The sequence below is a fragment of the Helicobacter suis HS1 genome (assembly GCF_026000295.1).
Lineage (GTDB): Bacteria > Campylobacterota > Campylobacteria > Campylobacterales > Helicobacteraceae > Helicobacter > Helicobacter suis.
On record NZ_AP026769.1, the window covers coordinates 402,828 to 428,349 of the forward strand.

The following is a 25,522-nucleotide window of genomic DNA, read 5'->3' on the forward strand; positions in this document are numbered from 1 at the left end:
TCCTTTAAAAAATCGGCGCATGATAAAGGGGATAGTTTTGCGTAAACGCTACTATTTCCTCATAGATCGCTTTTAACTTCTCTGTATCCTCTATATTTTCTAATACATCTGCAATTTGCCCACCAATGAAACTAAATTCTGCCTCTTTCATGCCTCTACTGCTCAGCGCTGCTGATCCTAGACGAATCCCACTTGTGATAAATGGGCTCCTTTTCTCTGCTGGCACTGTATTTTTATTCACAATAATTCCAGCCTTACCTAAAGCCTCTTGGGCTTCTTTGCCGCTAAATTGATCAAAGCGCATCACCAATAAATGATTATCACTCCCCCCACTAACTAAATTAAAACCTCTTTCTAAAAATACCTTAACCAGTACCGCTAAATTGCGCTTAACCTGAATTGCATAGGTTTTCCACTCTGGTTTAAGGTTTTCTAAAAAGCCCACCGCCTTAGCTGCAATCACATGCATTAAAGGCCCCCCTTGTAAACCCGGGAAAAGTGCGCGATCAATTTTAGTCGCAATTTGTTCATCATTGCTTAAAATAAGCCCACCTCTAGGGCCTCTAAGTGTTTTATGTGTGGTGCTACTGACTACATGGCAGTGGGGAAATGGGTTAGGGTGTTCAGAAGCCACCACTAACCCGGCAATATGGGCTATATCGCCCATTAAAAGCGCACCAACCTCATCAGCAATTTCTCTAAAGCGTTTAAAATCAATCTCTCTAGGGTAGGCAGAATACCCGCATACAATGAGTTTAGGGCGCACAATTTTAGCAATACGCAAAACCTCCTCATAATCAATCCACCCCTCTGTATTCACCCCATAATAAAAACCCTGAAAATGCTGTCCGGTGATATTGACTTTAGAGGCATGGCTTAAATGCCCTCCGCTATTAAGCTCCATGCTTAAGATTTTATCATAGGGTTTTAATAAGGCGTGATAAATGGCCATGTTGGCTTGGCTACCTGAATGGGCTTGCACATTAGCAAAGGCACAATTAAAGAGTTTTTTAGCCCGATTTATCGCTAAAGTTTCAATAGCATCAACAACCTCACAACCCCCATAATAGCGCTTAAAAGGATACCCTTCAGCGTATTTATTGGTTAGCACACTCCCCATTGCCTCCATCACACTCTCAAAGGTGTAATTTTCACTAGCAATCATCTCCAAATGCGCGCTTTGGCGTTTTAATTCTGCTTGCAATAAATCAAAGATTTCTGGATCGCTTTGTTCTAAATAAAATGTTTTAGGCATGCCCGTCCTTTTCAGGTTTCATAGCCGGAAACAAGATCACATCTTTAATCGTTTTAGAATTGGTTAATAACATCACTAGACGATCAATGCCAATACCCTCACCCGCTGTAGGGGGCATACCTAATCCAAGTGCCCAAACATAATCTGTATCCATTAACTGCGCCTCTTCATCTCCGCTTTCTTTAGCCTTTACCTGTTCTTCAAAACGCTGGTATTGATCTAGCGGATCATTAAGTTCACTAAAACCATTGGCAATTTCTTTACCCGCGATGAAGAGTTCAAAACGATCGGCAATTGCTGGATTAGTGTCATTACGGCGCGCTAGGGGGCTAATTTCAATCGGATATTCTGTAATAAAGGTAGGATTAATTAATTTAGACTCAACGCATAGATCAAAAGCCTCCGCTAAAAGTTTGCCATGTGTGATCAACCCTTCCAAATGAGCCCCTTGTTTTTCTAAAAATACCAAAAGTTTAGAACTATCCTCTAATAACTCAGCCTCCAATCCCCCAACCTCTATTAAAGCCTGTTTAAAACTAAGCACTCTAAAGGCGCTAAAATCAATCTCTTGATCTTGATAGGGGATTTTTAAGGGCAAGTTTAAAACCTGCAATAGTTTATGAAAAAGTTCTTGTGTGAGGGTGATTAAATCCTCATAAGTTTTATAAGCCCAATAAAACTCCAGCATGGTAAATTCCGGGTTATGGGAATGATCCATGCCCTCGTTTCTAAAATTGCGGTTGATTTCAAAAACCGCTTCAAATCCACCCACTACCAAGCGTTTTAAATACAACTCAGGCGCAATTCTTAAATAACGCTCTACTTCTAAGGCATTATGATAGGTGATAAAAGGACGCGCATTAGCTCCCCCAGCAATAGGGTGCATCATAGGCGTTTCTACTTCTAAAAACCCTTTTTCCTCAAAAAAACGGCGGATAGTAGCCACAATCACACTACGGGTTTTAAAAACCTCTTTAACTGTGGGGTTAACCACTAGATCTAGATAGCGTTGGCGGTAGCGTAGTTCAATATCACTAAGGCCATGAAATTTTTCAGGCAAAGGTACAATGGATTTAGTAAGAATTTTATAAGAAGTGGCGTGTAAACTTAATTCTCCTGTTTTAGTAACAAAGGGATAGCCCACCACATTAAGAATATCACCCACCTCTACGCACTTTTTAAACAGATCAAAAGATTCTTTGCCTAAATCATTTTGTGAGAGATAAACTTGTAATAACGCGCTTTGATCTTCAATCTTAATAAAGCAGGCCTTGCCCATTAAGCGGATAAAGCGCAAACGCCCCACCAAAGCACAAATACTAGAGGGGTCTTTAGACTCTGCTTGATTTTGCAAAGTTTCAAAGCGCTTTAAAAATGTGGCGTTATCTAAAGTGCGCTCTACTTGGTTATCATAAGGGTTTTTGGACACAGCACGCAACAAATCTACTTTTTGTATGCGTTGTTTAATGTAGGCATTATCAAACATGGTGGTTTTTATCAATGGGATTTTTGCGGGTTTGCACCCTCTTGTGTAGTTTCTAAATTGTTTTTAACCTTTGTAGGGTCTAAACTCTCAGGCAAATTCTCTTTTTTAGCTCTCTTGGCCTTTTGCTCAATCATTTCACCAATTTCTTGTACTTCTTTAAGCTGGAGCACATGGGAGGCAATGGTGTGCATATAGGGATAAATTTGGCTGTGGGCGTGCAAATAAACATCTAAGCTTTTCATAAAAGAGAGGCGTGAAATGGTGTAGAGTAAAAAGGCTAGAATTAAAAATATCTTAGTACAACCAAATAAAAACCCTAAAATGCGATCTATAATTCCTAAATTGCTCAGGACAATAGCCTTACTCACAATCACTCCTGTTACTAAAAAAGCAATCCACACGCAGGCAAGCACTAATACAAAACCCACCAAACTAGACATAGAGGGGTCATGGAAGGCATATACATGCGAGGAAAACCAAGACCCCACCCTTTCTGCCCATCTAGATGCTAGAAAAACCCCTAAAACAATCCCCAATAAACCAGACACTTCATCAATAAAACCATTATAAAACCCGCGGAGTCCAACTCCCACAATAAGCACCGCCAAAGCAATGTCGATATAATAACCCATCAACACCCATTCTTAATAAAATTCAAGTGGCTATGTTTTTAAGTCTAAGTATTTTACAATGCAAAGCTTAAATCAGCAAAAGAACAAGAGGTTTATTTGCTATCTTTGAATACCAAGCGTTATTTTTCAAAAGAGCTTATCCAGCCTTTAGTTTTGGCTCTTTTGTTTTTATCTCCCCCTTATTTAGGTTGTTTGATCGCACCCCACCTTAAAATTTTACTAGGTTTAGAAACTTTTTTAGCCCCTTTAAGCATGCTAGCATGTTTACTAGTTAAAGCCAAACAGCGCGTTTTTTTTGGGTTTTGTGTGGGTTTAGGGTTGTTTTATTGGTGTGCTTTGAGTTTTCGTTATAACGACTATCCTTTTTTTATGCCCCTTATCATCATTCTAGTCGCTCTTTGTTATGCTGGGGTTTTCTACCTCGTTCTTTATCAACAATTTTTGTTTTACCGTGTTGTTACGCTATGGCTTACCAGTTATATCCACCCTTTTGGATTTGATTGGCTAGTTCCAGATGCCTTTTTTGCCTATTCTTTGTTTAAGGTGGATAAGCTACATTTCTTAATGATTTTAATCGCTCTAGCTCTTTATGTGTATAAAAATCCCCTAGTCAAGCCCTTTTACATGAAATCTTTGGCCAGCTTGATTTTATTATTCTGTTTAGAATATCCCCATACCTCCGCGCCCCTTAAAGGTATTAAGCCTATTAGAACCCATGTGAATCAAGAAAACAAATGGCAACACCCAATCTTTGAAAACCACATTCATTACAATTTAGAGCAAATCCAACAGGCCATTAAAGAACACCAAAAAATAGTGATCTTACCTGAAACAGCCTTTTCTATCGCGCTTAATCAAAGTAATTTACTCCACACTCTAATACAGCTAGGGCAGCAAATTACAATTATCACCGGTGCCCTTTATAAAGAAAACCACACGATCTATAATTCCACCTATATTTTCCACGACAACACCTATAATTATGCCCATAAAGTGATCTTAGCCCCCTTTGGAGAAACCATGCCCTTTCCTAAATTTATCGCTGATTACTTAGATCGCTTTTTCTTTGGTAGTGAGGTTTTTAGCTTAGGCAGTGCCCCCAACTTTACAGATTTTAATCTCAATGGCTTTGCTTTTAGACCCTTAGTTTGCTATGAGGGGACTTCTCAAAGGGCTTATACAAATAGCCCCCCTCATCTGATTGTGGTGAGTAATAATGCTTGGTTTGTGCCTAGTATCGAGCCTTTTTTACAAAGAATGTTACTCAAATACTACGCACGACGTTTTTCTAAAACCATTATCCATAGCGTGAATAAATCCCCAGCCTATATTCTTTCCCCCACTTTACTAGGCGATCAAAATTTTTAAAAAAGGAGGGTTATGTTAGAGGCTATAGAAATTGGCCACAAATTTGATACATGGTTATACCAAGATTTGCACTTAGAGGCAAAGGCAGGGGAGTCTATTGCGCTTTTGGGTGTGAGTGGGAGCGGGAAGTCTAGTTTACTCAACCACCTATCTACCATGCTAAAACCCTTGCATGGCAAAGTACGGCTCTTAGAACATAGCGATATTTATGCCCTACCTTTAAAAACCTTGCTAGAGTTAAGACGCCATTTATTAGGGATTATTTTCCAAGCCCACTACCTTTTTAGAGGGTTTAATGCTTTAGAAAATTTACAAGTTGCCTCTATTTTGTCTAAAACACCCATTGAAATGGAATTATTAGAAACGCTAGGGATTGCCCATACCCTAAAGCAACAAATTGGAGAGCTTAGCGGCGGGCAACAACAACGGCTTTCTATCGCTAGAGTTTTAACCAAACAACCTAAGATCATCTTTGCAGACGAGCCCACCGGCAATTTAGACACTTCCACCGCTTTAGCTGTCATGCAAGCCATGCATAACTATATCCAAGCACAACAGGGGGTTTTAATACTAGCCACCCATGATGAAAAGATTGCGCGCGGTTGTTCACGGATTTTCCTTTTAGAAAACCAGCGTTTACGCCCCCTTTGATCCGTTTGAAAATTTTTGCTAGAATTAGCGTTATTTTGAGATTTAAGGATTTGCTTTTTAATGGCCTTTGTAGGCAAAATGTATTTAGGCGGCTGGGGAGTTAGAGCAGATGCATGTAGGGCGATTAATTATTTTGAATTTGTGATTCAACGCGTAGATTTTCCAATCGTGTAAAAATAAAAAATGCAAAGGATTCTTATAGATTTTTTCAAATTTTGGCTTTTAAGTGTTTTAGGACTTTGCTCATTGCTACCAGCAGAAAATGAAGTTAGCGCTTTGGTTGAAAAAGGTTTAGTGCTAGAAGGTAGAGGACGCGACTATGAAGCCTTTAATATCTATAACCGTGCACATAAAAACGGAGATTTATTGGGTACAGCCTTTGTAGGCAAAATGTATTTAGGCGGCTGGGGAGTTAGAGCAGATGCATGTAGGGCGATTAATTATTTTGAATTTGTGATTCAACGCGTACGCAGTGATAGTAGTTTAGCTATGATAGTGGCTAAAGTAGGGCTAGCTAGCGCTTATGCAGAGGGTAAATGTGTTTTTATCAATAGAGATATAGCCCTTAGATTGATTGAAGAGGTTTTATTTGCCAATGGAGGTGGGGATTACAAAACAAAAACATGGAATTTGGATAAACTACAAGCGCGGAATTTTACAAATGCCCATGTACGCAAACACTACATCGGTGCGGCTTTGTATATGCTTGGTAATGGAGCTGATCCTACATCTATGGCGGCTACAGATGTAAAAATTTTAAGAAAAGCCGCAGAATTTGGAAACCAATATGCGCTTAGACAATTACAAAACACTAATCTACCCCCAAAACCCAAAGAGTTTATCAAAGAGTTTATCAATTATTAAGATAACGCGCTAGGAATTGATCTAAAAATTTAAATTCCTTGCGAGGGCATTTTGCGCGCTGTGGAGGTGAAGACTTTTTCATAGACTCGCAAGAGCACGATAAAAAAGGCGGTGATAGTTGGGCCTACAGCAATTCCCCAAAATCCAAATTTACTAATACCAGCCAGAATAGAAAAGAATATTAATATTTCGTTGATCTTAAGAGAAATTTTAAGTACCCGCCGTTTGATAAACCCAATCAGCCATGGCTTAATTAAGCTATCAATTAACCCTCCGATTAAAATAAGAGAATAAAGCGCAATCACCACCGCGCCTGTGATATTGCCCCGGTACATCTCATAAAATGCCACAGGTATCCACACTAACGCCCCGCCTACAATAGGAATGAGCGCAGATAATCCGTATAAAACCCCCAAAGAGAGCCAATCAAGTTTAAACCACACCACTAACCCCGCAAAGGCAACCCCTTGTAACACGACATTAATAATGGAGGTGAGTAGTACCACCCGTAAAATCCCGGCCACTTCTCTAAAAATTCCCTTACTTTGGATTTTTTCAAAAGGGAGTACCTCTAAAATGTAACTATAAAAAGTCTGTCCATAGAAGAAACATAAAAATAGAAATACCAAAACCATCACCGTATCGCTAGCAAATTTCAAGCTATACTTGCCAATATCGCTACTAAAATGCAAAATATAAGACATGAGAGCCTGCGCAGAAACATTGGATAAAATCTTATGCGCGTATTGGCTAAGGGTGGGGAAGTCTTGTACATACATCAATAGGTCGGTTTTAAATTTATTGATAAAGAAAGAAAGGCGCTCTAAATTTAGATGAAAGACAAAATCCATGCTTTTATAAATGAGAAAATAAAGCGGAATAACTAGGCAACTTAACAACACTAATACACAGAGCAAAGAGCTAAAGAGATTGCGCATATGTTTATCAAAAAACTCTTTAAGCCAAAACACAGTTACACAGAGTAACCCAGCAATGAGTAAATCCATTAAGAAATCCTCATACAGGTAAAGCATCCAATAAAAGGCAATGCCAAAAAGAAGCCAAAAGAAGTATACCGGTCGCATTCATTTAACCCATTTTTTGCACTATAATACCTAAAAAGGTTAAGCATGCACCTGTATAAGTACTGCGCAAGTGGCAATGATTTTCTAATTACTAGCCAATTTAAATCAGGTGATTATAGCGCGCTAGCCAAGCAACTTTGCCACCGCCATTATGGTTTTGGTGCCGATGGTTTGGTGGTGTTGCTCCCTCATCATGAATTAGCCTACACTTGGGAGTTTTATAATGCCGATGGGAGTGAGGCTGAGATGTGTGGGAATGCTAGCCGTTGTGCTGGGTTTTATGCTTACAAACAAGGTTTAGCCCCCTGCCAGCATGCTTTTTTAAGTAAGGCTGGAATTATCCGGGTAGAGGTGCAAAGTTTAGGCCAAACATCAGCCCTAGTAGAGAGTAATTTAGGCGTACCCAAATGGTTACAAACTCTAAATTTAGAGGGGAAAACTTGGTATTTACTTGATACCGGCGTGCCCCATTTAGTATATTTCGTGCCCTCTCTTAAACAAATCCCTAGCACTAAGATAGCCTTAATGCAAACACTAAGAGAGCGTTTTAATGCTAATGTCAATATCGCTTGTATTATAGATGATCACACAATCCAACTAGCCACCTATGAAAGAGGTGTTGAGGATATTACTCTAGCCTGTGGTACGGGTATGGCTGCTGTTTTTATGGCTGCTTATCAAGAACATCATTTAATGCCACAAGCCACCCTCATACCACCCAGCCAAGAAAAGTTAAGCTTGTGCTTAAAAGACAATGAAGTCTATTTTAAAGGAATGGTGGAGTATGTGGGCATGGTGCTAGAGGCTTAGCCTACAACCTTAGAGATAAGATTACAACCATAATTAGGATAGCGATGGTACAGATTGAACGCACTTTTACTGCTATGCAAGAGGAGCGCTTAGACACTTTTTTAACTAAATCCTTAGGGGTGGCAAAAAATCAGATCTTACAGTGCATTAAATCCTCACGGGTACAGGTTAATGATAAAACAATTTTAAAGGGAGGGTTAAAGCTTAAAATAGGTGATGAGGTGGTATTAAAACCCTCTCAAGCGCCCCTAGAAGTTTATAAGCCTACAGATTTAAAAATAGAAATTCTCTATGAAGATGAGGATATTTTAGTGCTTAATAAACCCCCTTATTTGGCAATGCACCCAGCTATAAGTCTACACGAGCCTACTTTAGTGGATTATTTGCAAGCTAAAGGGGTTACTCTTTCTACTCTTAGTGGTGAATCGCGTTGTGGTATTGTGCACCGTTTAGATAAAAATACAAGTGGCGCGGTTGTGATTGCTAAAAATAACGCCACCCATGCTAACTTGGCCACCCAATTACAAATAAGAGAAATGGGGCGTTATTATTTAGCCCTCATTACAGAACCTTTAAAAAAACCTATGCGTGTGGAGTGCCACTTAGGGCGACACCCTAAAAATCGTTTAAAGATGACTAATTTAGACACGCTTAGACAAAATATAAATGGGGGTAGATATTCTAAAACAGATTTTATTCCTTTGCTTAGTAATGCGCGAGGAATCCAACTTATTGCGGCTAAGTTATACAGTGGCCGTACACACCAAGTACGCGCCCATTTAGAAAGTCTAGGCCGCCACATTTTAGGGGATAGCCTATATGGGAAAAAAGATAACTACAAGGGGCGTATTTTATTGCATGCGTATTTGCTCTATATGACCCACCCTACAAGCCAAGAGAAACTACTTTTTAAAGCCCAAATTCTGGAGGATATGGTAGAATGCCTAGAAAAAGAATTTCAAGGGGTTGCTTGGGATGGCCTCATCCGGGAAAATTATATTCTTGACTTGTTTAACACTACTGTTTGTGAACTGTTCAACCCCTCATAAAAACCACACCCTCTCATTCCACAAGGGAGAAGAAACAATTGATGCGAATTTACCAGTAGTTGAGGGCATTAAAACGATTAATGATGTACAATCTGTAGGGTTTGAGTGGCAACCTATCTCTGTTCCTTCTCTTATTGATGGTTTTGCGATCTATCGCATGCAAAAGGATCAGACCTATAGGCGGGTGGGAATGGTTAAAAATCCACTTGCTACTCATTACTACGATGAGGGTTTAACGCCACAGACTCAGTATTATTACAAAATCGCCACCATCGGCAAAAATGGCGGGGTTTCTAACATGTCTCAGGCCATTAGTGTGAATACATCTTATATTAACCCTGTAGAAAGTGTTTTTGCCAGCCAAGAGGGGCCTAAAGAGGTTAAAATTTTTTGGAGTCCACACCCTAATCCAAGCATTTCTCGCTATATTATCCAGCGAGAAGGTCCTGATGGGAAGTTTTCTAATATTGGGGTAGTTAAAAACCGGTTGTATGTGGAGTATTTTGATAAGAATCTACCAGATGGGCAAGAGCACCGCTACCGCGTGATTGCCGAAAGTTTTGAAGGCGCTAAGTCTTTGCCTAGTGCGGTGGTGGTGGGTAGAACAAAAGCTGTACCTAGAGATTTATCTAATGTGCAGGCTAGTACAGATTTAACACGCAAGATCAAACTCACATGGAGTCCTTCAGAGCAAAGCGATGTTGTGGATTATAGAATCTATGCAGCCGATCATGCAGATGGAAAATTTAGAAGCATTGCAGAGACAAAAAATACAAATTATACAGACTTAGTAGATTTAGATGGAGTACAAAGATTTTATAAAGTAGTGGCTGTGGATAAATATGGACTAGAGGGGGCTATGCCAGCTGGGGCAATTAGTGGCATGACTTTACCGCGACCCACAACGCCTGTTATTACTAAGGGCACGATTGAAGATGGACGGGCTATTATTCAGTGGCAGAGTATCCAAGATGGACGGGTGAAAGATTACGCGGTTTATCGTTTTGATGGCAATTCTAATTCTCAGCCTTTAAGATTTGGCAATATTTTAAATACCCAATTCATTGATAAAAATATGGTAAGTGGCAGAAAATACCGCTACCAAGTGGTGAGTGTAGATGCAGACGGGCTAGAATCGCGGCCAAGTAAAGAAGTAGAGTTGCGTTTGGATCGCTAAATATAGGGTATTTTTATGTAGCCTATGCCACATTTGATCGCTAGTAGTGCTAAATTACCTACTTTTCCCTTTGAAGAGGGAGGGTTTATATTCCTCTGTGAAGCTAGAAGCTTGAGAAATCCACACTTAAGCATGTTGCGTGTGAACTATCCTAGCGAACATGGACTTTATGATTTTTGTATTCTAAAGATAGAACAAGAAAGAGGATTTTTATTTAAAGGGGAAAAATCCACACGGCCTATTCCTGTTAACATTCTCAAACAAGCCCTCCGTGTTTTAGCGCGTTATTGCCAAAATACAGAAGGGAATTTAGGGCTTGATCTAGTTAAACCGTGTGCTTGTTTAATTGATTGGAGTGTTTTTAAAATCCCTTCTTCTTTTCATCTTGAAATTGGTTTTGGATCAGGCCGCCACTTATTAAATAAAGCCATGTCTAACCCAGAGGAATTTTATATCGGTGTGGAAGTGCATACACCCTCTATAGAGCAAGTGTTGCGCCAAATTAAAATCTTAGGGCTACAAAATCTTTATATCACCTATGCAGATGCCAGAACCCTTTTAGAAGTTTTGCCAAAGCGCTGTGTGGGTTTAGATGTGCATTTTCCAGTGCCTTGGCCTAAAAATCCACAGCGCCGTATTTGGACTGCAAAAACCCTTGCGCATATGCTAGCTATACTACGCCCCAAAAGCTTGTTATGGCTTAGAACAGATAATCTTGATTATTTTAAAGAGAGTTTACATTTAGCACTTGATCTACCCCATTGCACCATGCAAGTCTTTAAAAATAGCGCGCAGGAAATGGTAGTTAGCAAGTATGAAGCCCGTTGGAAAAGACAGCATAAAGATATTTATGATTTGCATTTACAAATAGAGGATATGCCAGATAAATCACAACAACCCTTGCTGCTGAAATGTAGCACAAAAATTTCTATTAACCCCTCTCTTAAGGCTTGTACTTTGTGGCACAATCAGGTTGTACAACAAGATTACTTTTTAAGAGTTGTAGATGTGCTAGAATATAAGAATTTGTGGCTACTGGTGGTAAGTCTAGGGGATCTTCAAGCGCCCTTGAATAAAGTTCTTGTATTGGATAAAAATAAAGGGAGTTTAGAGTATATAGGGGGTTTGCCTTTTAACACAAAAGCCCACCGTTATGCTCACCAAAAGTTAGAGGAAATATTGGGGTAGGAGGTGTACTTTGAGCAGTATTATTTTTGCTAGAGATCTATCTTTAGGTTATAAGCGCGATGAATGGGTGATTAAGGGCGCGCATTTTAAGATTGAGCGCAAGGATTTTGTTTTTATTTCAGGGGCTAGTGGGAGTGGCAAGAGTACTTTACTGCGCTCTTTATATGGGGATTTGCCTATTTTGGGAGGAGATTTAGAGGTGTGTAATATCAGCGTTAATAGAGCCTCTAAAACCTTTATTAATGAGCTGCGGCGCAATATTGGGGTGGTGTTTCAAGATTATAAACTCATTGAAGAATGGACAGTAGAGCAAAATATTAAATTGCCTATGATTATTAATGGTTATAAAAAAGAAGAATGCAGTATTCAGGCTGAAAAGCTCTTAGCCCATGTGGATTTACTTTATAAGTCTAATCGCTATCCATTAGAGCTTAGCGGGGGTGAACAACAACGCGTGGCCATGGCTAGAGCCATTGCCCACAAACCCTTTTTAATTCTAGCCGATGAGCCTACCGGTAATTTAGATGACTATTCTAGTGATATGATTTGGAGCTTACTTAAGGGGGCTAATAAACAATTAGATATTACAATTGTGGTGGTTACGCACAGAATTCCGAGTAATTTTAATATCCCTTATCGCAAGATTTATATCAAAGATGGAGAGATACATGAATACACTTAAGGAGCATTTGGCTTTTCTCCTCCCTTTGATCGCCTTGTTATTTAGTTTAGAAAGTATTTTATTTGTGGAGCGTGCCGTTAGTATTAGAGAGGATAAATTGTCTAAAAACTATGCCATTACCATTGTTAGTAGACAACCCCTTTCTTTGCAATTTATCCGCCAAAACATTCCTAACAGTGTTTCTTTAACTTTAATTAGTCCAGATACGCTATTAGAAAGACTTAAGCAAAACTTTACCCAAGCCAATATCGCTAATCTTAAAAAGAGTTTACCCCTCTTTTATTCTCTAAAACTAGCTGTGTTTCCTACCCTAGAGCAACTAGATGCCATCCATAAAAAACTTCTTAGAATTCCGGGTGTGGAAAAAGTAGAAGTTTTTAGTAAAACCCATGATCAAGAATATAGGCTTTTGCTACTACTCAAAAAGAATACCCTAGCGTTTGCCTCTATTGTGGTGATTCTTTCTATTTTATTATTGATCAAACAAATCAGCGTGTGGAATTTAAAATATGCTAAACGCATTGAAATCATGGAGCTTTTAGGAGCGCCTATGCGTATTAAAAATGGCTTTTTATTCAAATTGGCTTTAATAGATTCAGTTTTAGCTAGTGTGGTTGTTGCATTAGGGAGTTGCAACCATTTAAATAGTTTGGGGAATGCGATTAATCAAAAATACCAACAAAGTAAGGAGCTATCCAGACAAATTCAGGGTATCCAAAGAAATATTGATAAAAACCAAGTCCAAAATCTCGCCCAAGAGAAATCTTTAGAGGAACACCGCATTTTTTTAGAAAATTTGAAAAAGAGTCGCCATAAAATCCAAGATGCGATGACTAATATCTTATTAAAAGATATTTTATTTGCTATGGTTTTGGATAAGCAGCATTTGGCTAGCACTGAGGATATTATTTTACAAACCGTCTTTACTTATCTCAACAGAAATTCACGAACGCAACTAGCTAATCTCAATTTACAAGAGGAACAAATTAGCGCTAGAATTGCCCAAATCACAAACAACATTAACCAAATCAGTGCGGCTATCAATGCGCAAAGAGATCGCAAACAGAATTTACAAAGCATGGTGTCTGCGCAAAAAAAATTAATTGAAAATATGCGCGCTGAATTGGTGGTTTATAATAAAAAGTTAGAAACTTTGGATAAAGAACGCAAGGGATTAGATCAGCTATTAGCCTCGCTTAATATCATTAAAGAAAAAGAATTAGAAAAACAGCGTAAGAGCAAACTAAAAACCCCCACGCCCTCCATTGACGGTATAGAAGCGCCTTTAGAAGTACGGCAAGTGGCTAGTTCTTATCGCGATATTGTTACTATCTCTTATACGGGGCCTAAAACCATCGCACCTCTAGCTAGTTATAGGATTGTGCAAAAATTTGGGCCCTATTTTGATCCAGTCTATAAGCTTAAAGTTTTTAATGAGTCTGTTACGCTTGTCTCTACTAAACCTAATGCCGTTGTACGCAATATCTTTGATGGACGGGTGGTTTATGCTAAAGAAGTGCCGATTCTTAAAAAAGTCATCATCATTGAGCATAAAGACGGCATGCACACGATCTATTCTCAATTAGATAAAATTGCCCCTACGATCAAACATGGTCTTAGGATACAAAAGGGTTATGTAATCGGCCGTATTGATCAACGGTTGAGTTTTGAAGTAACGCTTAGAGATAAGCATATCAATCCCTTAGAGATCATCGCGCGGACACAATAGATCTAGTATAAACAAAAATAAGGGAGTGCCGATCTAGACTGGGTAAATAATATAATAAGGAATACCCGTGTCCAGTGAAATTGGGAATGTCTCTGCTGTCTTAACAACCCACCTAGATACACACCACTCCGATCAGGTTGTCCATGCTGATCAAGCCTCTTTGTCTAAACAAGTTAAGCCAGAGATCAAGCAAGAAGTCTCGCCTCCAAAGGAACAGGATTTGCAAAAGCTAAGTAAAGAGCTCAACGAGGAAATGAGACAGATTCGATCTGATTTGACCTTTAGCTACAATGAGGAGATTCGCAGTTTAGTGGTTACTATCAAGGATTCAAATGGAGATAAGATCATCCGTCAAATTCCTTCGCAAGAGGTGATTAAGTTGGCAGAGAAAATGCACGATATTGTAGGGATTATCTTTGATAAAAAAGGTTAAGCTCACAAAGTGGGGTAAAACATGGCGATTGGAAAGTTAAGTTCTTTAGGGATTGGGAGCAAGGTTTTAAACTACGATGTGATTGATAAACTTAAAAGCGCTGATGAAAAAACTATGGTGGCTCCCATTGATCGAAAAATGGAAGTCAATCTTGAAAAACAAAAGGCTTTAGTTGAGATTAAAACTTTGCTTGCCAATCTTAAAGCGCCCGTTAGTGCTTTAACGGATTATTCAACTTATACGAGCCGCAGTAGCAGTGTGAGCAGTGGAGCGCTTAAAGCCAGTGTAAGCCCGGGTATCCCTGTGCAAGATATTAAAGTAGAAGTTGAGGATTTGGCTCAAGGCGATATTAATGAAGTCGGTACACATTTTAGAGATCGCGATGATGCCTTTAGCCAAGCTAACACCAAATTACACTTTTATACCAATAATAAAAACTACACAGTCAATATTAAGGCTGGTATGAGTGTAGGCGATGTCGCCCAAGCCATTACAGATGCTACGGGGGGCGAGGTGATGGGGATTGTGATGAAAACCGGGGGGGATAAACCCTATCAGTTAATGATTAATACTAAAAACCCCGGGGCTAATAACCGCTTGTATTTTGGCTCTAGTGTTATTTCTACTCTTGCTAGTGATGCGCCTATTAATTTAGCCATAGGGGGCACTACTGCAGATGGGAAAAGTACAGAAGATGATTTTTTTATTAAAGTTAAAGATGATAAGGGCGAAGTGGTTAAAATCCCTATTAGTCTTAATCTTGATAAGGCTTCTGTGCAAGATAAAAATAAAGCCCTGCAAACAGCTATTAAAAAAGCCCTAGAGGATAATGCACAAACCAAAGACCTAGTAGATAGCGGACAGATCAATATCGGTTTGATTAATGATGGCAAATCTTTAGTACTTAACGATCAAAGAGGGTTAGAAGTTGAAGTTGGGGGAGCTAAAGCAGCTGAACTAGGTTTTGTTAAAACTAAATCAGATCAAGAAGATTTACTCAAAGGCACAGCAGGGATTGCATCCGGTCAAATCAAGGGCACTATTAATTTTAATGGGCAAGCCATTAATTTAGGGGCTATCACCGCAACGGGCAATTCTAGCGATGCTAACGCTCAAGCCATCGTTAAAGCCATTAATGGCATTCAAGGGTTGCACGCTTCTTTAGGCACGGACGGGAAATTAATCCTTAATAGTGAAAGCGGCGAGTTGCGTATAACCGGTGTGGGGGCCGATGGTAAAGCGGCTGTAAATAGTTTAGGTTTGTCTGAGGGCTTAAGCCAATCCTATGCTAAATTACACGATCTCTTTGCCTTTAAAAAACTACAAAGTGCCTCTGATGCTAGATTTACTTACAATGGTGCGACAATCACCCGCCCTACAAATGAGGTAAACGATGTGATTAACGGTGTATCTTTGAGTTTATTAGCCAAAACTGAGCCGGGTAAACCAGCCATTATTAGCATTACCCGCGACAGTAAGGCCATTGTTGATCATGTTAAAGAATTTGTCAAAGCCTATAATGCATTAATCCCTAAACTAGATGAAACAACCCGTTACGATCCAGATACTAAAATTGCCGGCGTGTTTAATGGCGTGGGGGATATCCGCACAATTCGCTCTTCAATTAATAATGCCATTGCTTTTACAATCACAACGGCTAAAGGTGTGGATAGTCTCATGAAGTATGGGATTACACTTGATGAGCATGGAAAGATGAGCTTAGATGAGAGCAGACTCACAAACGCGCTTAATGCCGATCCACAAGCCGCTCAAGATTTCTTCTATGGTGGCGATATTAAAAGTATGGGGGGTAAGGAGATTCACCAAGACGGGATTTTTATCAAGTTAGATAAAGTTTTGCAAGGTTTGGTCGATGGTGGTAACGCGAGGTTGAAGTTATACGAGGATTCTTTAGATCAAGACGCTAAAAATTTGAGAAGAGATAAGGAGAATGCAATGGAGATGCTTAAAACCCGTTATGACATGATGGCAGAACGCTTTGCAGCTTATGATGAGCGTATTTCTAAGGCGAATAAATCCTTTGATGCGGTGCAGATGATGATCGATCAAGCAGCCGCCAAAAAGAATTAAAATCTGAAAGGGAGAATGATGTTTAAAGCAAATGCATACAGCATGTACCAGCAAAATGCCGTAACGGTAGAGTCTCCGGCTAAACTCATTGAGATGCTCTATGAAGGTATCTTAAAATTTGCCGCCCAAGCCAAGCGTTACATGGAAGCGGAGGATATTGAGAGAAAAATTACTTACATTAATAAAGTAACGGATATCTTTACAGAACTTCTAAATATCCTAGATTATGAAAGAGGTGGAGAAGTTGCGGTGTATCTAACAGGGCTATACACCCACCAAATTAAAGTACTAACCCAAGCTAATGTAGAAAATGACTGTAGCAAGATCGATCTAGTGATGCGCGTAGCCAAAGGGCTATTAGAAGCTTGGAGAGAGATTCACCAACATGAATTGGGCCGATGAACTTAAAATTGCGCTACTAGAGGATAATTTAGAAAGAGCCTCTTATCTAGTAGAAACCTGCCCATTTTTAGATCATAGCTGTTTAGATTTGGAGGTTTTAGAGAGCGCTAAAACATTAATTGGCACTACGATTGAGCGCCTTAAACAAAAGCAACAAACTTTAGGCCTACAAATGCGCCAACTTAAAACAACCCAAAAGTTTTTAGAGATTTCCTAGTTTCTTTTACACGATTAAGCGTATTTAGATAAAATACTTCTAAAAGGAGTTAGTGCGTGCAAAAGGTGATGGTGTTAGCTACAGGTGGGACGATTGCAGGAGCTGGAGAGAGTTCTACAGGCGGGACTTATAAAAGCGCTCAAGTAGAGATTTCTGATCTCATGCAATCTTTAAAAATTCCAGAGGGGATATGTGTTGAAAGCCAGCAGGTGAGCAATGTCGGCTCACAAGATATTAGCGCCTCTATTTGGTTTGAATTATTAGAACGAATCCACACCCTAGCAGCTAGAGAAGATATAAAAGGTTTTGTAATCACGCATGGCACAGATTCTATGGAGGAGAGTGCTTATTTTTTGAATCTGACTGTGCAAACTTATAAACCTGTGGTGCTTGTAGGGGCAATGCGTAATAGCTTAAGCATGGGTGCAGATGGGCCTTTAAATATTTATAACGCCTTAGCCATAGCCGCCCATCCTGAGAGTGCGGGCAAGGGGGTTTTAGTAGCTATGGATGATACTATCCATGCAGCACGCGAAGTAACCAAATCTAACACTAGCAGTTTACATACCTTTATTTCGCCAAATTGTGGGCCTATAGGGAGTGTTTATTATGCAAAAGTACACTTCTACATGCAACCCTTAAGGAAACACACTTTACAAAGCCAATTAGCCCTAACTAGTTTACAACCCCTCCCCCCAGTTGCTCTAGTTTATACCCATGTAGATTGTGGTGTTTCTTCATTAAAAGCAGCTATAAATCAAGGGGTTATGGGGGTTGTGGTGGCTGGTATGGGTAATGGCAATCCTAGTAGCGCGATGCTTGAGGCTATGGCAGAGGCGGTAAAACAAGGAATTGTTGTGGTGCGCGCAAGCCGTACAGGAAGTGGAGTAGTGGAGTTAGGAGAAGTTGATGATTTAGCTTATGGTTTTGTTACCCCTGATAATCTTAATGCCCAAAAAGCCCGCGTACTATTACAATTAGCCTTATTAAAAACCCACCAAACTACACAAATCCAAGAATTTTTCAACACGCATTAATTCTAGGATTAGATAGCGGTTGTGAATAAAATCTTTGGAAGCATTGTTATCAGCTATGTGTTCTTAGCTCTTATGGGAGCTATTTTATTAGGGCTTACTCCCATGCACACTAAACCCATTGCTTTTTTAGATCTCTTTTTCACGGCCACCTCAGCGGTTTGTCTAACCGGGCTCATTACAATTAATCCGGCTACTGATCTAACGGGTTATGGGCAGGCTGTGATCTTAGGCTTGATTCAAGCTGGTGGCTTTGGTTATATGGGGCTAGCTACTTTCTTGCTTTTACTCATTGGTAAAAAGGTTAATTTTAAAGGGCGGCTTTTACTCAAAGAATCGTTAGATTATCCAAACATGCAGGGGGTTATTGCTTATCTAAAAAAGATCTTTATTTTTACTTTGGTTATAGAGGGAATTGGGGCTTTAGTTTTAACGGGCTGTTTTATTTTTAAAATGCCTTTTCAACAAGCATTTTGGGCGGGGATTTTCCATGCAATCTCGGCTTTTAACAATGCCGGCTTTAGTATATTTTCCTCTAATTTGGCAGATTACCGGGATAATGTAGCGGTGAATTTGGTTATTTGTGCGTTGATCATTCTAGGGGGGCTGGGGTTTTTGGTGTTGAATGAATGCTATAATTATAACAAACACTCACGACTCAGTGTCCATGCGCGCATCGTACTCATCGCTACTGGTGTTTGTGTTTTGCTTGGTATGGCGGTTTTATTGCTCTTTGAGTGGAATGATCCTACTAGCATAGGTACTTTAAGTTGGCCCCATAAGATCATGAGCATATTTTTCCTATCAGTTAATCTTAGAACAGCAGGTTTTAACACCATTGATATGTCCGGTTTGCATGATCAAAGCTTATTTTTTAGTTCTTTACTCATGGTCATTGGAGCAGCACCGGGGAGTACAGCAGGGGGCATTAAAGTTACAACCCTCACTTTGCTACTTGGTTATGCTTATTGCGCCCTTAAAGATAAAGAAGTGGTTTTATTCCAACGCGCTATCCCCCAAGACCTTGTGAAAAAATCTTTTTTAATTTTTATCATTGCCATGTTTTATATCACTATCTCTATCATGGTTTTAAGCGCTACAGAGGATACGCATAACCAGTTTTTCATCAATTTACTTTTTGAGGTTTGTTCAGCCTTTGGTACGGTAGGGGCTAGTACAGGCAATGGGGGCGATCTTTCTTTAGCGGCTAATTTTAGCCATTTTGGTAAGCTATATTTAATGGTTTTAATGTTTATGGGAAGGGTGGGCGTCTTGGCCTTTAGCATGGCTTTGGTGCGCAAAAGCAAGACACATAGCGTTAAATATCCAGAAGAAGGAGTGGTCTTATGAATACTTATGCGGTTTTAGGTTTAGGCAAATTTGGATCGCATGTAGCGCGAGGATTAATAGAAAATGGAGAACAAGTAATCGCAGCCGACATTAATCAAGATAGTATTAAAAATTTTAGAGGGATTTGTGATAATCTCTTTATCATTGATACTACAGATATTGCAGCGCTTAAAGATACCGGAATTGCCCAAGTAGATACAGCTATTGTGAGTATCGGGCAAAATGTAGAAGCCTCCATTTTGAGCGTAATGGCTCTTAAAGAATGCGGTGTTTCTGAAGTGATTGCGAAGGCTTCCACCTTAATTCATGGAAAAATCCTCTCTAAAATTGGCACCGATCGCGTGATTTATCCAGAAAGAGATGCGGCTAAAAGACTGGTGAAGGGATTAAGTTTGAACCCACTTTTAGATGTAATGGAAATCACAACTCATATGCGTATGGTGCGCTTAAGTGTGGATACAACCCATGCAGACATGACCTTGCAAGATTTCTTAGGATCGTTTAAAGCAGATCTCAAAGTTGTAGCCCTCAAACATGCTAGCCAATGGGAGTACAATTTAAATTTAGAATCCCCTCTTATTCTCAAACAAGGCGATATTCTTTTATTGCTAGGGCATGCTAAAGAGGTGGATATTTTTTTAGCCAGCAAAGATTTAAAACTAAAAAGAAATTGATAGCGGCTAATCTTTGAGAGGCGTATACTACCATAGCTTGAGCATGAAGTCATTTTATTTGTGTTGTATTTTATTGCTTTTTGGATGTACACCTAAACCCTCCCATGTTGCTAGTTTGGTTACTTTTGATATTGGCTATCAAGGCACAGCAGTTAAAACTTACTGGCGCAAACTAGGGGAAAAAAATTCAAAGGAATTTGTACTCGGGGGCAATAACTTGTTTTTTTTACTTTGGAGAGATACCTTTAGAAAAGCCAAGATTGAAAGCCGCCTTTTAGAACCCGGCACCTACTATTTAGCCTCTTTTGAGGTGCAAGTGGGCAATCGTTTGCTTAAAAGCCAAACCACTCTACCCAGATGGCGCACGGGTTGGGATTTTAATCATAACCGCCCGCTTTTTTTGGCTTTCAAGGTTAAATCTAACACTCCCCTAAAACTCCCACCTGTAGAACTAGCTATCAAACACACTTTAAAGAATAAAAAGCAAGGGATCAAAGAAGGTTATAAGGTCAATTTTTTATTAGGCGATCAAGGTGTGTGGATCACAGGACCTTATACCCGCACCTTTTAAATGTGTTATAATGCGCCCAGTCTAAGTAAAGGTAGTTAATGGAGAATTTCTTGATATTTATTACTAATATCAATGTGATTTTTTATGTTCTGAGTTATCTCATTGGGGGGATTCCTTTTGGTTATGTGATCATGAAGGTGCTTTACAATGTAGACATCACCAAACAGGGGAGTAAAGGCATTGGCGCGACTAATGTCATGCGCGTATTAACTACCATTGATTCTTCTAAAGCAAAAAAAATAGGCACGGCGGTTTTATTGCTAGATTTGTTAAAGGGGGTATTTACGGTATTTCTTGCTAAACTTGCCGGGCTTAATTTTTCAGCCCAGTGGATGGTGGCTATTTTAACCATTATAGGGCATTGTTACTCACCCTATTTAAACTTTAGCGGGGGTAAGGGAGTGAGTACCACAATGGGCGCGGTGGTATTATTAATCCCAGTAGAGAGTTTATTAGGGCTAGCTCTTTGGGCTTTTGTAGGCAAGGTGTTAAAAATCTCCTCTTTAGCCTCCATTGTAGGGGTGGGTAGCGCCACTCTTCTTATTTTCTTTTTGCCAAAGCTTGGTTTACCCGCCTCTATTAATATCCTAAGCCAAGTGGGCACACAAACCCCTATGGTGCTTGTTTTTTGTATCACGCTTTATAAGCACTGGCCTAATTTATTAAAACTACTAAGCGGGCAGGAAAAAAAGGTACTTTAATTCCATGACGCTGCACATAGAAGACTACCAGCTAGAGGTTATTATTGGCACTCTTGAGAGCGAACAGAAAAATCCCCAGCCCATTGTTGTGGATTTGTGTATTGATTATCACTACACACCTGCTAAAGAGCAAAAAGCCCCTGAATACTTAGACTACATGGATGTTTTAGAAGTGGTACAAAATAAGTTTTCCACAGCCCATTATGGGCTTTTAGAAGAAGCTTTATTAGAACTTACAAGCTGGCTTAAGCAATGTTTCCCTGTGATTTATAAAATTGACATGGGCATTAAAAAACCCCAAGCCTGCCAAAAGGCTTTAGTGGGGGTGAGTTTGTCTGTTGCCTTTGAAAATCCCTAAAAATTATAAGGAGTTTTATATGTCTTTACTAGTTAATCAAGAATGTATCGCCTGCGATGCTTGCCGCGAGGAATGCCCCACAGATGCTATTGATCAAGATGATCCGATTTATAGCATTGATCCGGATCGTTGCACAGAATGCGTAGGTTATAGCGATGAGCCCGGTTGTGTGAGTGTGTGCCCTGTAGATGCGATCATTCTTGATCCACACAATACAGAAAGCCAAGAGGAACTTCAGTATAAATACCTGACTCTTCAAGAAAAAATCTAACCCTTCATGGCAAAGGTTACAACGGTTATTGATATTGGTTCAAACTCTGTACGCATGGCCATTTTTAAAAAGACTAGCCAGTTTGGGTTTTATCTACTCTATGAAATCAAATCTAAGGTGCGTATCTCTCAGAGTACTTACGAACACAAGGGAGTTTTGCAAAAAAACCCCATGAAGCGCGCTTTGCGGGCCTTAAATGATTTTAAAGAAATTGCGCAAAAATATAAAAGCCGCAAGATTTTATGCGTGGCCACTTCTGCGGTGCGCGATGCACCTAATGCTCAAGAATTTATCGCTTTAGTTAAACGGGTGTGTGGTTTGCAGGTTAGAGTCATTGATGGGGCTAAAGAGGCGTTTTATGGGGGGGTTGCTTGTGCGAATTTATTACACCGCAGAGACGGGATTACTGTTGATATTGGCGGGGGGAGTACCGAGTGTGCTCTTATTGAAAATGGCAAGATCAAGGATTTAATTTCGCTCAACTTAGGCACAATCCGCTTAAAAGAACTCTTCTTTGATAAAAAAAGTAATTTAAGCTTGGCTAGAGATTTTATCCGTGCTGAATTTGCCAAAATCCCCTCTAATTTTAAAACAACCTGTATTTTTGGCGTAGGTGGGACGATCCGCGCTTTGGCTAAAGTGGTGATGTTACAGAGTAACTACCCCATTGAGATCGTACATGGCTTTGAAATGCAAGTTGCCCCCAATCTCAAACTTTTAGCCCAAATCATTACAAGTTCAGATGCGGAGTTAGAGGAATTAGGAGTGGGGGAGGATCGCATTGATAGCATTAGAAGCGGGACACTTATTTTTACCATGCTTTTGGAGTATTTTAAGGCAAGCGTGGTGGTGGCTAGCGGGGTGGGGGTTAGAGAAGGCGTGTTTTTAAGCGATATGCTTAGATCGCATAATCATAGCTTTCCAAAAGGCATTAATCCCTCTTTACTCTCCTTGCTTGATCGCTTTTTGCCCCACTCCAAACACAGCCAAGAGGTTAAAAAGGAATGTGTTAAATTATTTGAAGCCCTCAAACCCTTACATGGCGTAGATGAAAAATACCTCTATCACCTTAAAATCGCCGGGCAACTCTCTAGCATTGGTAAAATCTTAAGTTTTTATAATGCCCATAAACACAGCGCTTATTTGAGTTTGAACGCCTTAAGTTATGGCTTTTCTCACCAAGATAGGGCGATTATTTGTCTTTTAGTACAATTCAGCCATAAAAAAATCCCCAAAGATAGCAATATTGCCCATTTAAGCGCTATCATGCCCCCCATTCTCACCTTACAATGGCTTAGCTTTCTTTTAGGTCTAGCAGAGAGCCTGTGTTTGATTCGTCTTCCTAAAATACACTACAGCCTCCAGAATAAGACTCTCAAGATTCATTGCCAAAGCGATCCTTATTTGTGTCAAGAAATGGTGGGTAAGCTTGTTAAACCCGTTGCTCTTTCTATTGAGTTTGTATGACCGTTGCCATTATTAGGCTTTCTTCTCTAGGCGATGTTGTGCTAAGCGCTGTTTTTTTGCCCTTTCTTAAAGAACGCTATAAGGTAAAGATTCACTGGTTTATTGATGAAACCTTTGCGCCCCTTTTAAAAAACTGCCCCTGTATTGATATGTTGCACGCTCTACCCTATAAAAAAACCCTGCACTCTAAAAACCCTTTAAAAATCTGGCGCTTTTATAAAAATTTACGCCATTTGGGTGTTTTTGATTTAGTTATTGACATGCAAGGTTTGATCAAATCTGCCCTACTAGGTTTTTTCTTAAGAAAGAGGAAATTTATAGGCTTTGATAGGCAATCTATTAGAGAATCACTAGCCAGTTTATTTTATAGTCATACAGTTCACATTCCCTACCAACAACATATCCTTAAGCGCAACCAAAAAATCCTGCAAGAGGCGTTTAATCTCCTCTACCCGTCTTGTGATTGGCAAAATTGTTTGCAAAAAAGACAACAAGCTTTCTTCTGCCCCCCCTACCCTCCTTTAGATTTTATTAAAAAAGACTGCCAAAAAGTACTCTTTGTACTTGAAACCTCTAGGCCTAATAAAACCTACCCCTTAGAGCGTTTCTATGCATTAGGGCTTGCTTTAAAAGAGTATGCGCTAGAAGTGTGGCTTTTAGCCCATAAGCAAAGAGAGCAGGCCCAAAAACTTTATGAAAAACTTAACCCCCATTTGCCCACACAATTACTCCCCCCTCTGACTTTGAATCAGGTTAAATCTGTAATTATGCAGGCATCTGTAGTGGTGGGCGGAGATACTGGTGTGGTACACCTCTCTTGGGCGCTTAATATCCCCTCAGTAACTCTTTATGGAAACACCCCCCCCGAGCGCTTTAAATTAGAAGGAGAGGGGCATGTTTATTTATGTGCTAATTTAAAAGCCAATTACGATAAAAAGGATTTTTCTATCCAAGAGATCCCTCCTACTGCGATTAAAGAGGCAATTTTACAGGTTTTAGAAAGGAAGGTATGAAAGAAAAATTAAAGAAAGAATGGCAGATTTTTTGTATCTACGCGCTAGAGTGGATTACAAATTTACTAGGCTTTTGTTTGGCTAAAATCCCCCACCGCTGGTTTGTGGGTTGTGTGCATTTTGTGGGTTTTGTGTTAGCCAAACTAGATAGACGGCGCTATTTTGATGCCAAAGCCAATTTAGATTTTGCCTTTAAAGATAGCTTAAGCGAAGCAGAGAAAAAAGCCATTATTAGGCGAGGTTATTCTAATTTTGCTTTTATAATTCTAGAGAGCATGCGGGTGGTGTTTTTGAAAAAAGATATTTATGATGCGCGTTTTACCCGCATTGATGAGGAAAATGTACTAAAGTCTTTGGAACAAAATAACCAAGCGGTAGTAATGGGCATGCATTTTGGATACTGGGAGGCGGTGGGGACTTCTTTAGCGCAGTATTATAGCCAATATGATCGCGGATCTTTAGGTCGTCTGACCAAATTTGAGGCGATCAACCGTCTTTTGATCAAACACCGCGAGGATTTTGGGGTGCGTTTTATCAATAAAACAGGGGCGTTTAAAGAGCTATTAAAAATTTATAATCAAGGCAGGGGTTTAGTAGGGATTTTAGTAGATCAAAATATTTCGCCTAAAGAGGGCGTGGTGGTTAAATTTTTTGGAGAAGAGGCTACACACACCACGATTGCTTCTTTGCTCTCAAGGCGCTTTGATATAGATATTGTAGCCGTGATCATTGATTTTAACGAGGATTATAGCCACTACTATGTGCGCTACTACCCCCCTATTAGAGCCAAAAATACAGAGGATAGTCAAGCCGATATTTTAGAAGCCACGCAAGCACAGGCAAGTTTGAGTGAGCAAATCATTAGAGAACATCCGGAAAGCTGGTTTTGGTTTCACAGGCGTTTTAAAACCACCCATCCAGAGATTTATAAACGCAGATAACAAACAGGCCGTATAAAGATTTT

The 25,522-nt window shown here is 39.7% G+C and carries 27 protein-coding genes; 23 read left to right on the forward strand and 4 right to left on the reverse strand.

Going from position 1 to position 25,522, the window contains the following annotated elements; translation table 11 throughout:
- Window positions 1-4: 4 nt before the first annotated feature.
- From OO773_RS02270 to OO773_RS02280, 3 genes are read right to left on the reverse strand one after another with little or no spacing between them, the layout of a single operon-like run.
- Complete coding sequence (locus tag OO773_RS02270; RefSeq protein ID WP_034375758.1) at window positions 5-1,255, reverse strand: serine hydroxymethyltransferase; 1,251 nt, start codon at window positions 1,253-1,255, stop codon at window positions 5-7.
- Window positions 1,248-2,741 carry a lysine--tRNA ligase gene (gene lysS / locus OO773_RS02275; RefSeq protein ID WP_034375767.1) on the reverse strand — a complete coding sequence of 498 codons (1,494 nt, stop codon included), beginning with the start codon at window positions 2,739-2,741 and terminating at the stop codon, window positions 1,248-1,250. Before lysS ends, OO773_RS02270 begins: the two co-directional genes overlap by 8 nt.
- 11 nt (window positions 2,742-2,752) lie before the next feature.
- On the reverse strand, window positions 2,753-3,373 hold the full coding sequence (locus OO773_RS02280; protein WP_006563862.1) for a CvpA family protein: 621 nt from the start codon (window positions 3,371-3,373) through the stop codon (window positions 2,753-2,755).
- 162 nt (window positions 3,374-3,535) lie between these two features.
- On the opposite strand from OO773_RS02280, the gene lnt reads away from it, so the two are divergent.
- From lnt to OO773_RS02295, 3 genes are all read left to right on the forward strand, one after another.
- Window positions 3,536-4,741 carry an apolipoprotein N-acyltransferase gene (gene lnt, locus OO773_RS02285; RefSeq protein WP_232087243.1) on the forward strand — a complete coding sequence of 402 codons (1,206 nt, stop codon included), beginning with the start codon at window positions 3,536-3,538 and terminating at the stop codon, window positions 4,739-4,741.
- Window positions 4,742-4,753: 12 nt separating this feature from the next.
- Window positions 4,754-5,392 carry an ABC transporter ATP-binding protein gene (locus tag OO773_RS02290; RefSeq protein WP_264828653.1) on the forward strand — a complete coding sequence of 213 codons (639 nt, stop codon included), beginning with the start codon at window positions 4,754-4,756 and terminating at the stop codon, window positions 5,390-5,392.
- Window positions 5,393-5,638: 246 nt separating this feature from the next.
- Window positions 5,639-6,256, forward strand: a complete 618-nt coding sequence (locus OO773_RS02295) for an SEL1-like repeat protein (protein ID WP_158656288.1) — start codon at window positions 5,639-5,641, stop codon at window positions 6,254-6,256.
- A 29-nt stretch (window positions 6,257-6,285) separates the two neighbouring features.
- Here OO773_RS02295 and OO773_RS02300 read toward each other — a convergent pair whose 3' ends face one another.
- Window positions 6,286-7,341 carry an AI-2E family transporter gene (locus OO773_RS02300; protein WP_006563865.1) on the reverse strand — a complete coding sequence of 352 codons (1,056 nt, stop codon included), beginning with the start codon at window positions 7,339-7,341 and terminating at the stop codon, window positions 6,286-6,288.
- Window positions 7,342-7,386: 45 nt separating this feature from the next.
- Here OO773_RS02300 and dapF point away from each other — a divergent pair, with 45 nt between their 5' ends.
- The 20 genes from dapF to OO773_RS02400 all read left to right on the forward strand — a co-directional run bounded on the left by dapF (window position 7,387) and on the right by OO773_RS02400 (window position 25,499).
- Entirely contained in the window at window positions 7,387-8,151 is a 765-nt protein-coding gene (dapF, locus tag OO773_RS02305; RefSeq protein ID WP_006563866.1) for a diaminopimelate epimerase, read from the forward strand.
- 53 nt (window positions 8,152-8,204) lie between these two features.
- Window positions 8,205-9,200: an RluA family pseudouridine synthase gene (locus OO773_RS02310; RefSeq protein ID WP_370412825.1), complete on the forward strand. Its 996-nt coding sequence runs from the start codon at window positions 8,205-8,207 to the stop codon at window positions 9,198-9,200.
- Window positions 9,127-10,377, forward strand: coding sequence for a fibronectin type III domain-containing protein (locus OO773_RS02315; protein ID WP_176485185.1), 1,251 nt, complete (start codon window positions 9,127-9,129; stop codon window positions 10,375-10,377). Before OO773_RS02310 ends, OO773_RS02315 begins: the two co-directional genes overlap by 74 nt.
- A gap of 24 nt (window positions 10,378-10,401) precedes the next feature.
- The gene (gene trmB, locus OO773_RS02320; protein WP_006563869.1) at window positions 10,402-11,565 is read left to right on the forward strand and encodes a tRNA (guanosine(46)-N7)-methyltransferase TrmB; all 1,164 of its coding nucleotides are present in this window, start codon (window positions 10,402-10,404) and stop codon (window positions 11,563-11,565) included.
- A 10-nt stretch (window positions 11,566-11,575) separates the two neighbouring features.
- The gene (locus OO773_RS02325) at window positions 11,576-12,247 is read left to right on the forward strand and encodes a cell division ATP-binding protein FtsE (protein WP_006563870.1); all 672 of its coding nucleotides are present in this window, start codon (window positions 11,576-11,578) and stop codon (window positions 12,245-12,247) included.
- 580 nt (window positions 12,248-12,827) lie between these two features.
- A complete protein-coding gene (locus OO773_RS02330) occupies window positions 12,828-13,976 on the forward strand; it encodes a murein hydrolase activator EnvC family protein (protein ID WP_406600092.1) in 1,149 nt (382 codons plus the stop codon).
- 67 nt (window positions 13,977-14,043) lie between these two features.
- Window positions 14,044-14,409: a FlaG family protein gene (locus OO773_RS02335; protein ID WP_370412820.1), complete on the forward strand. Its 366-nt coding sequence runs from the start codon at window positions 14,044-14,046 to the stop codon at window positions 14,407-14,409.
- A gap of 21 nt (window positions 14,410-14,430) precedes the next feature.
- Complete coding sequence (fliD, locus tag OO773_RS02340) at window positions 14,431-16,500, forward strand: flagellar filament capping protein FliD (RefSeq protein WP_006563874.1); 2,070 nt, start codon at window positions 14,431-14,433, stop codon at window positions 16,498-16,500.
- A gap of 18 nt (window positions 16,501-16,518) precedes the next feature.
- On the forward strand, window positions 16,519-16,902 hold the full coding sequence (fliS, locus tag OO773_RS02345; protein ID WP_034377085.1) for a flagellar export chaperone FliS: 384 nt from the start codon (window positions 16,519-16,521) through the stop codon (window positions 16,900-16,902).
- On the forward strand, window positions 16,886-17,119 hold the full coding sequence (locus OO773_RS02350; protein ID WP_034377086.1) for a hypothetical protein: 234 nt from the start codon (window positions 16,886-16,888) through the stop codon (window positions 17,117-17,119). Before fliS ends, OO773_RS02350 begins: the two co-directional genes overlap by 17 nt.
- Before the next feature lie 68 nt (window positions 17,120-17,187).
- Window positions 17,188-18,156 carry an asparaginase gene (locus OO773_RS02355; RefSeq protein ID WP_176485187.1) on the forward strand — a complete coding sequence of 323 codons (969 nt, stop codon included), beginning with the start codon at window positions 17,188-17,190 and terminating at the stop codon, window positions 18,154-18,156.
- 21 nt (window positions 18,157-18,177) lie between these two features.
- Entirely contained in the window at window positions 18,178-19,503 is a 1,326-nt protein-coding gene (locus tag OO773_RS02360) for a TrkH family potassium uptake protein (protein WP_050780131.1), read from the forward strand.
- Window positions 19,500-20,177 carry a potassium channel family protein gene (locus tag OO773_RS02365; protein ID WP_034377088.1) on the forward strand — a complete coding sequence of 226 codons (678 nt, stop codon included), beginning with the start codon at window positions 19,500-19,502 and terminating at the stop codon, window positions 20,175-20,177. Before OO773_RS02360 ends, OO773_RS02365 begins: the two co-directional genes overlap by 4 nt.
- Before the next feature lie 43 nt (window positions 20,178-20,220).
- Window positions 20,221-20,748, forward strand: a complete 528-nt coding sequence (locus tag OO773_RS02370) for a hypothetical protein (protein ID WP_231102914.1) — start codon at window positions 20,221-20,223, stop codon at window positions 20,746-20,748.
- 38 nt (window positions 20,749-20,786) lie between these two features.
- Window positions 20,787-21,449, forward strand: a complete 663-nt coding sequence (gene plsY, locus OO773_RS02375; RefSeq protein WP_006563878.1) for a glycerol-3-phosphate 1-O-acyltransferase PlsY — start codon at window positions 20,787-20,789, stop codon at window positions 21,447-21,449.
- A 4-nt stretch (window positions 21,450-21,453) separates the two neighbouring features.
- On the forward strand, window positions 21,454-21,807 hold the full coding sequence (locus tag OO773_RS02380) for a dihydroneopterin aldolase (protein ID WP_034377089.1): 354 nt from the start codon (window positions 21,454-21,456) through the stop codon (window positions 21,805-21,807).
- A 19-nt stretch (window positions 21,808-21,826) separates the two neighbouring features.
- Window positions 21,827-22,078 (forward strand): YfhL family 4Fe-4S dicluster ferredoxin, encoded by a 252-nt coding sequence (locus OO773_RS02385; protein WP_034377090.1) that lies wholly within the window; start codon window positions 21,827-21,829, stop codon window positions 22,076-22,078.
- A 6-nt stretch (window positions 22,079-22,084) separates the two neighbouring features.
- On the forward strand, window positions 22,085-23,545 hold the full coding sequence (locus OO773_RS02390; protein ID WP_006563880.1) for a Ppx/GppA phosphatase family protein: 1,461 nt from the start codon (window positions 22,085-22,087) through the stop codon (window positions 23,543-23,545).
- Window positions 23,542-24,558 (forward strand): lipopolysaccharide heptosyltransferase I, encoded by a 1,017-nt coding sequence (gene waaC / locus OO773_RS02395; protein ID WP_064430166.1) that lies wholly within the window; start codon window positions 23,542-23,544, stop codon window positions 24,556-24,558. Before OO773_RS02390 ends, waaC begins: the two co-directional genes overlap by 4 nt.
- Window positions 24,555-25,499, forward strand: coding sequence for a lipid A biosynthesis lauroyl acyltransferase (locus tag OO773_RS02400; RefSeq protein WP_006563882.1), 945 nt, complete (start codon window positions 24,555-24,557; stop codon window positions 25,497-25,499). Before waaC ends, OO773_RS02400 begins: the two co-directional genes overlap by 4 nt.
- Window positions 25,500-25,522: the final 23 nt, after the last annotated feature.

Bases quoted from the DNA above. Each gene is read 5' to 3' on its own strand.
- OO773_RS02270 (WP_034375758.1), bottom strand. From the start codon at position 1,255: ATGCCTAAAACATTTTATTTAGAACAAAGCGATCCAGAAATCTTTGAT.
- lysS (WP_034375767.1), bottom strand. From the start codon at position 2,741: ATGTTTGATAATGCCTACATTAAACAACGCATACAAAAAGTAGATTTG.
- OO773_RS02280 (WP_006563862.1), bottom strand. From the start codon at position 3,373: ATGGGTTATTATATCGACATTGCTTTGGCGGTGCTTATTGTGGGAGTT.
- OO773_RS02290 (WP_264828653.1), top strand. From the start codon at position 4,754: ATGTTAGAGGCTATAGAAATTGGCCACAAATTTGATACATGGTTATAC.
- OO773_RS02300 (WP_006563865.1), bottom strand. From the start codon at position 7,341: ATGCGACCGGTATACTTCTTTTGGCTTCTTTTTGGCATTGCCTTTTAT.
- dapF (WP_006563866.1), top strand. From the start codon at position 7,387: ATGCACCTGTATAAGTACTGCGCAAGTGGCAATGATTTTCTAATTACT.
- OO773_RS02315 (WP_176485185.1), top strand. From the start codon at position 9,127: ATGGCCTCATCCGGGAAAATTATATTCTTGACTTGTTTAACACTACTG.
- trmB (WP_006563869.1), top strand. From the start codon at position 10,402: ATGCCACATTTGATCGCTAGTAGTGCTAAATTACCTACTTTTCCCTTT.
- fliD (WP_006563874.1), top strand. From the start codon at position 14,431: ATGGCGATTGGAAAGTTAAGTTCTTTAGGGATTGGGAGCAAGGTTTTA.
- fliS (WP_034377085.1), top strand. From the start codon at position 16,519: ATGTTTAAAGCAAATGCATACAGCATGTACCAGCAAAATGCCGTAACG.
- OO773_RS02350 (WP_034377086.1), top strand. From the start codon at position 16,886: ATGAATTGGGCCGATGAACTTAAAATTGCGCTACTAGAGGATAATTTA.
- OO773_RS02355 (WP_176485187.1), top strand. From the start codon at position 17,188: ATGGTGTTAGCTACAGGTGGGACGATTGCAGGAGCTGGAGAGAGTTCT.
- OO773_RS02365 (WP_034377088.1), top strand. From the start codon at position 19,500: ATGAATACTTATGCGGTTTTAGGTTTAGGCAAATTTGGATCGCATGTA.
- OO773_RS02370 (WP_231102914.1), top strand. From the start codon at position 20,221: ATGAAGTCATTTTATTTGTGTTGTATTTTATTGCTTTTTGGATGTACA.
- plsY (WP_006563878.1), top strand. From the start codon at position 20,787: ATGGAGAATTTCTTGATATTTATTACTAATATCAATGTGATTTTTTAT.
- OO773_RS02380 (WP_034377089.1), top strand. From the start codon at position 21,454: ATGACGCTGCACATAGAAGACTACCAGCTAGAGGTTATTATTGGCACT.
- OO773_RS02385 (WP_034377090.1), top strand. From the start codon at position 21,827: ATGTCTTTACTAGTTAATCAAGAATGTATCGCCTGCGATGCTTGCCGC.
- OO773_RS02390 (WP_006563880.1), top strand. From the start codon at position 22,085: ATGGCAAAGGTTACAACGGTTATTGATATTGGTTCAAACTCTGTACGC.
- waaC (WP_064430166.1), top strand. From the start codon at position 23,542: ATGACCGTTGCCATTATTAGGCTTTCTTCTCTAGGCGATGTTGTGCTA.
- OO773_RS02400 (WP_006563882.1), top strand. From the start codon at position 24,555: ATGAAAGAAAAATTAAAGAAAGAATGGCAGATTTTTTGTATCTACGCG.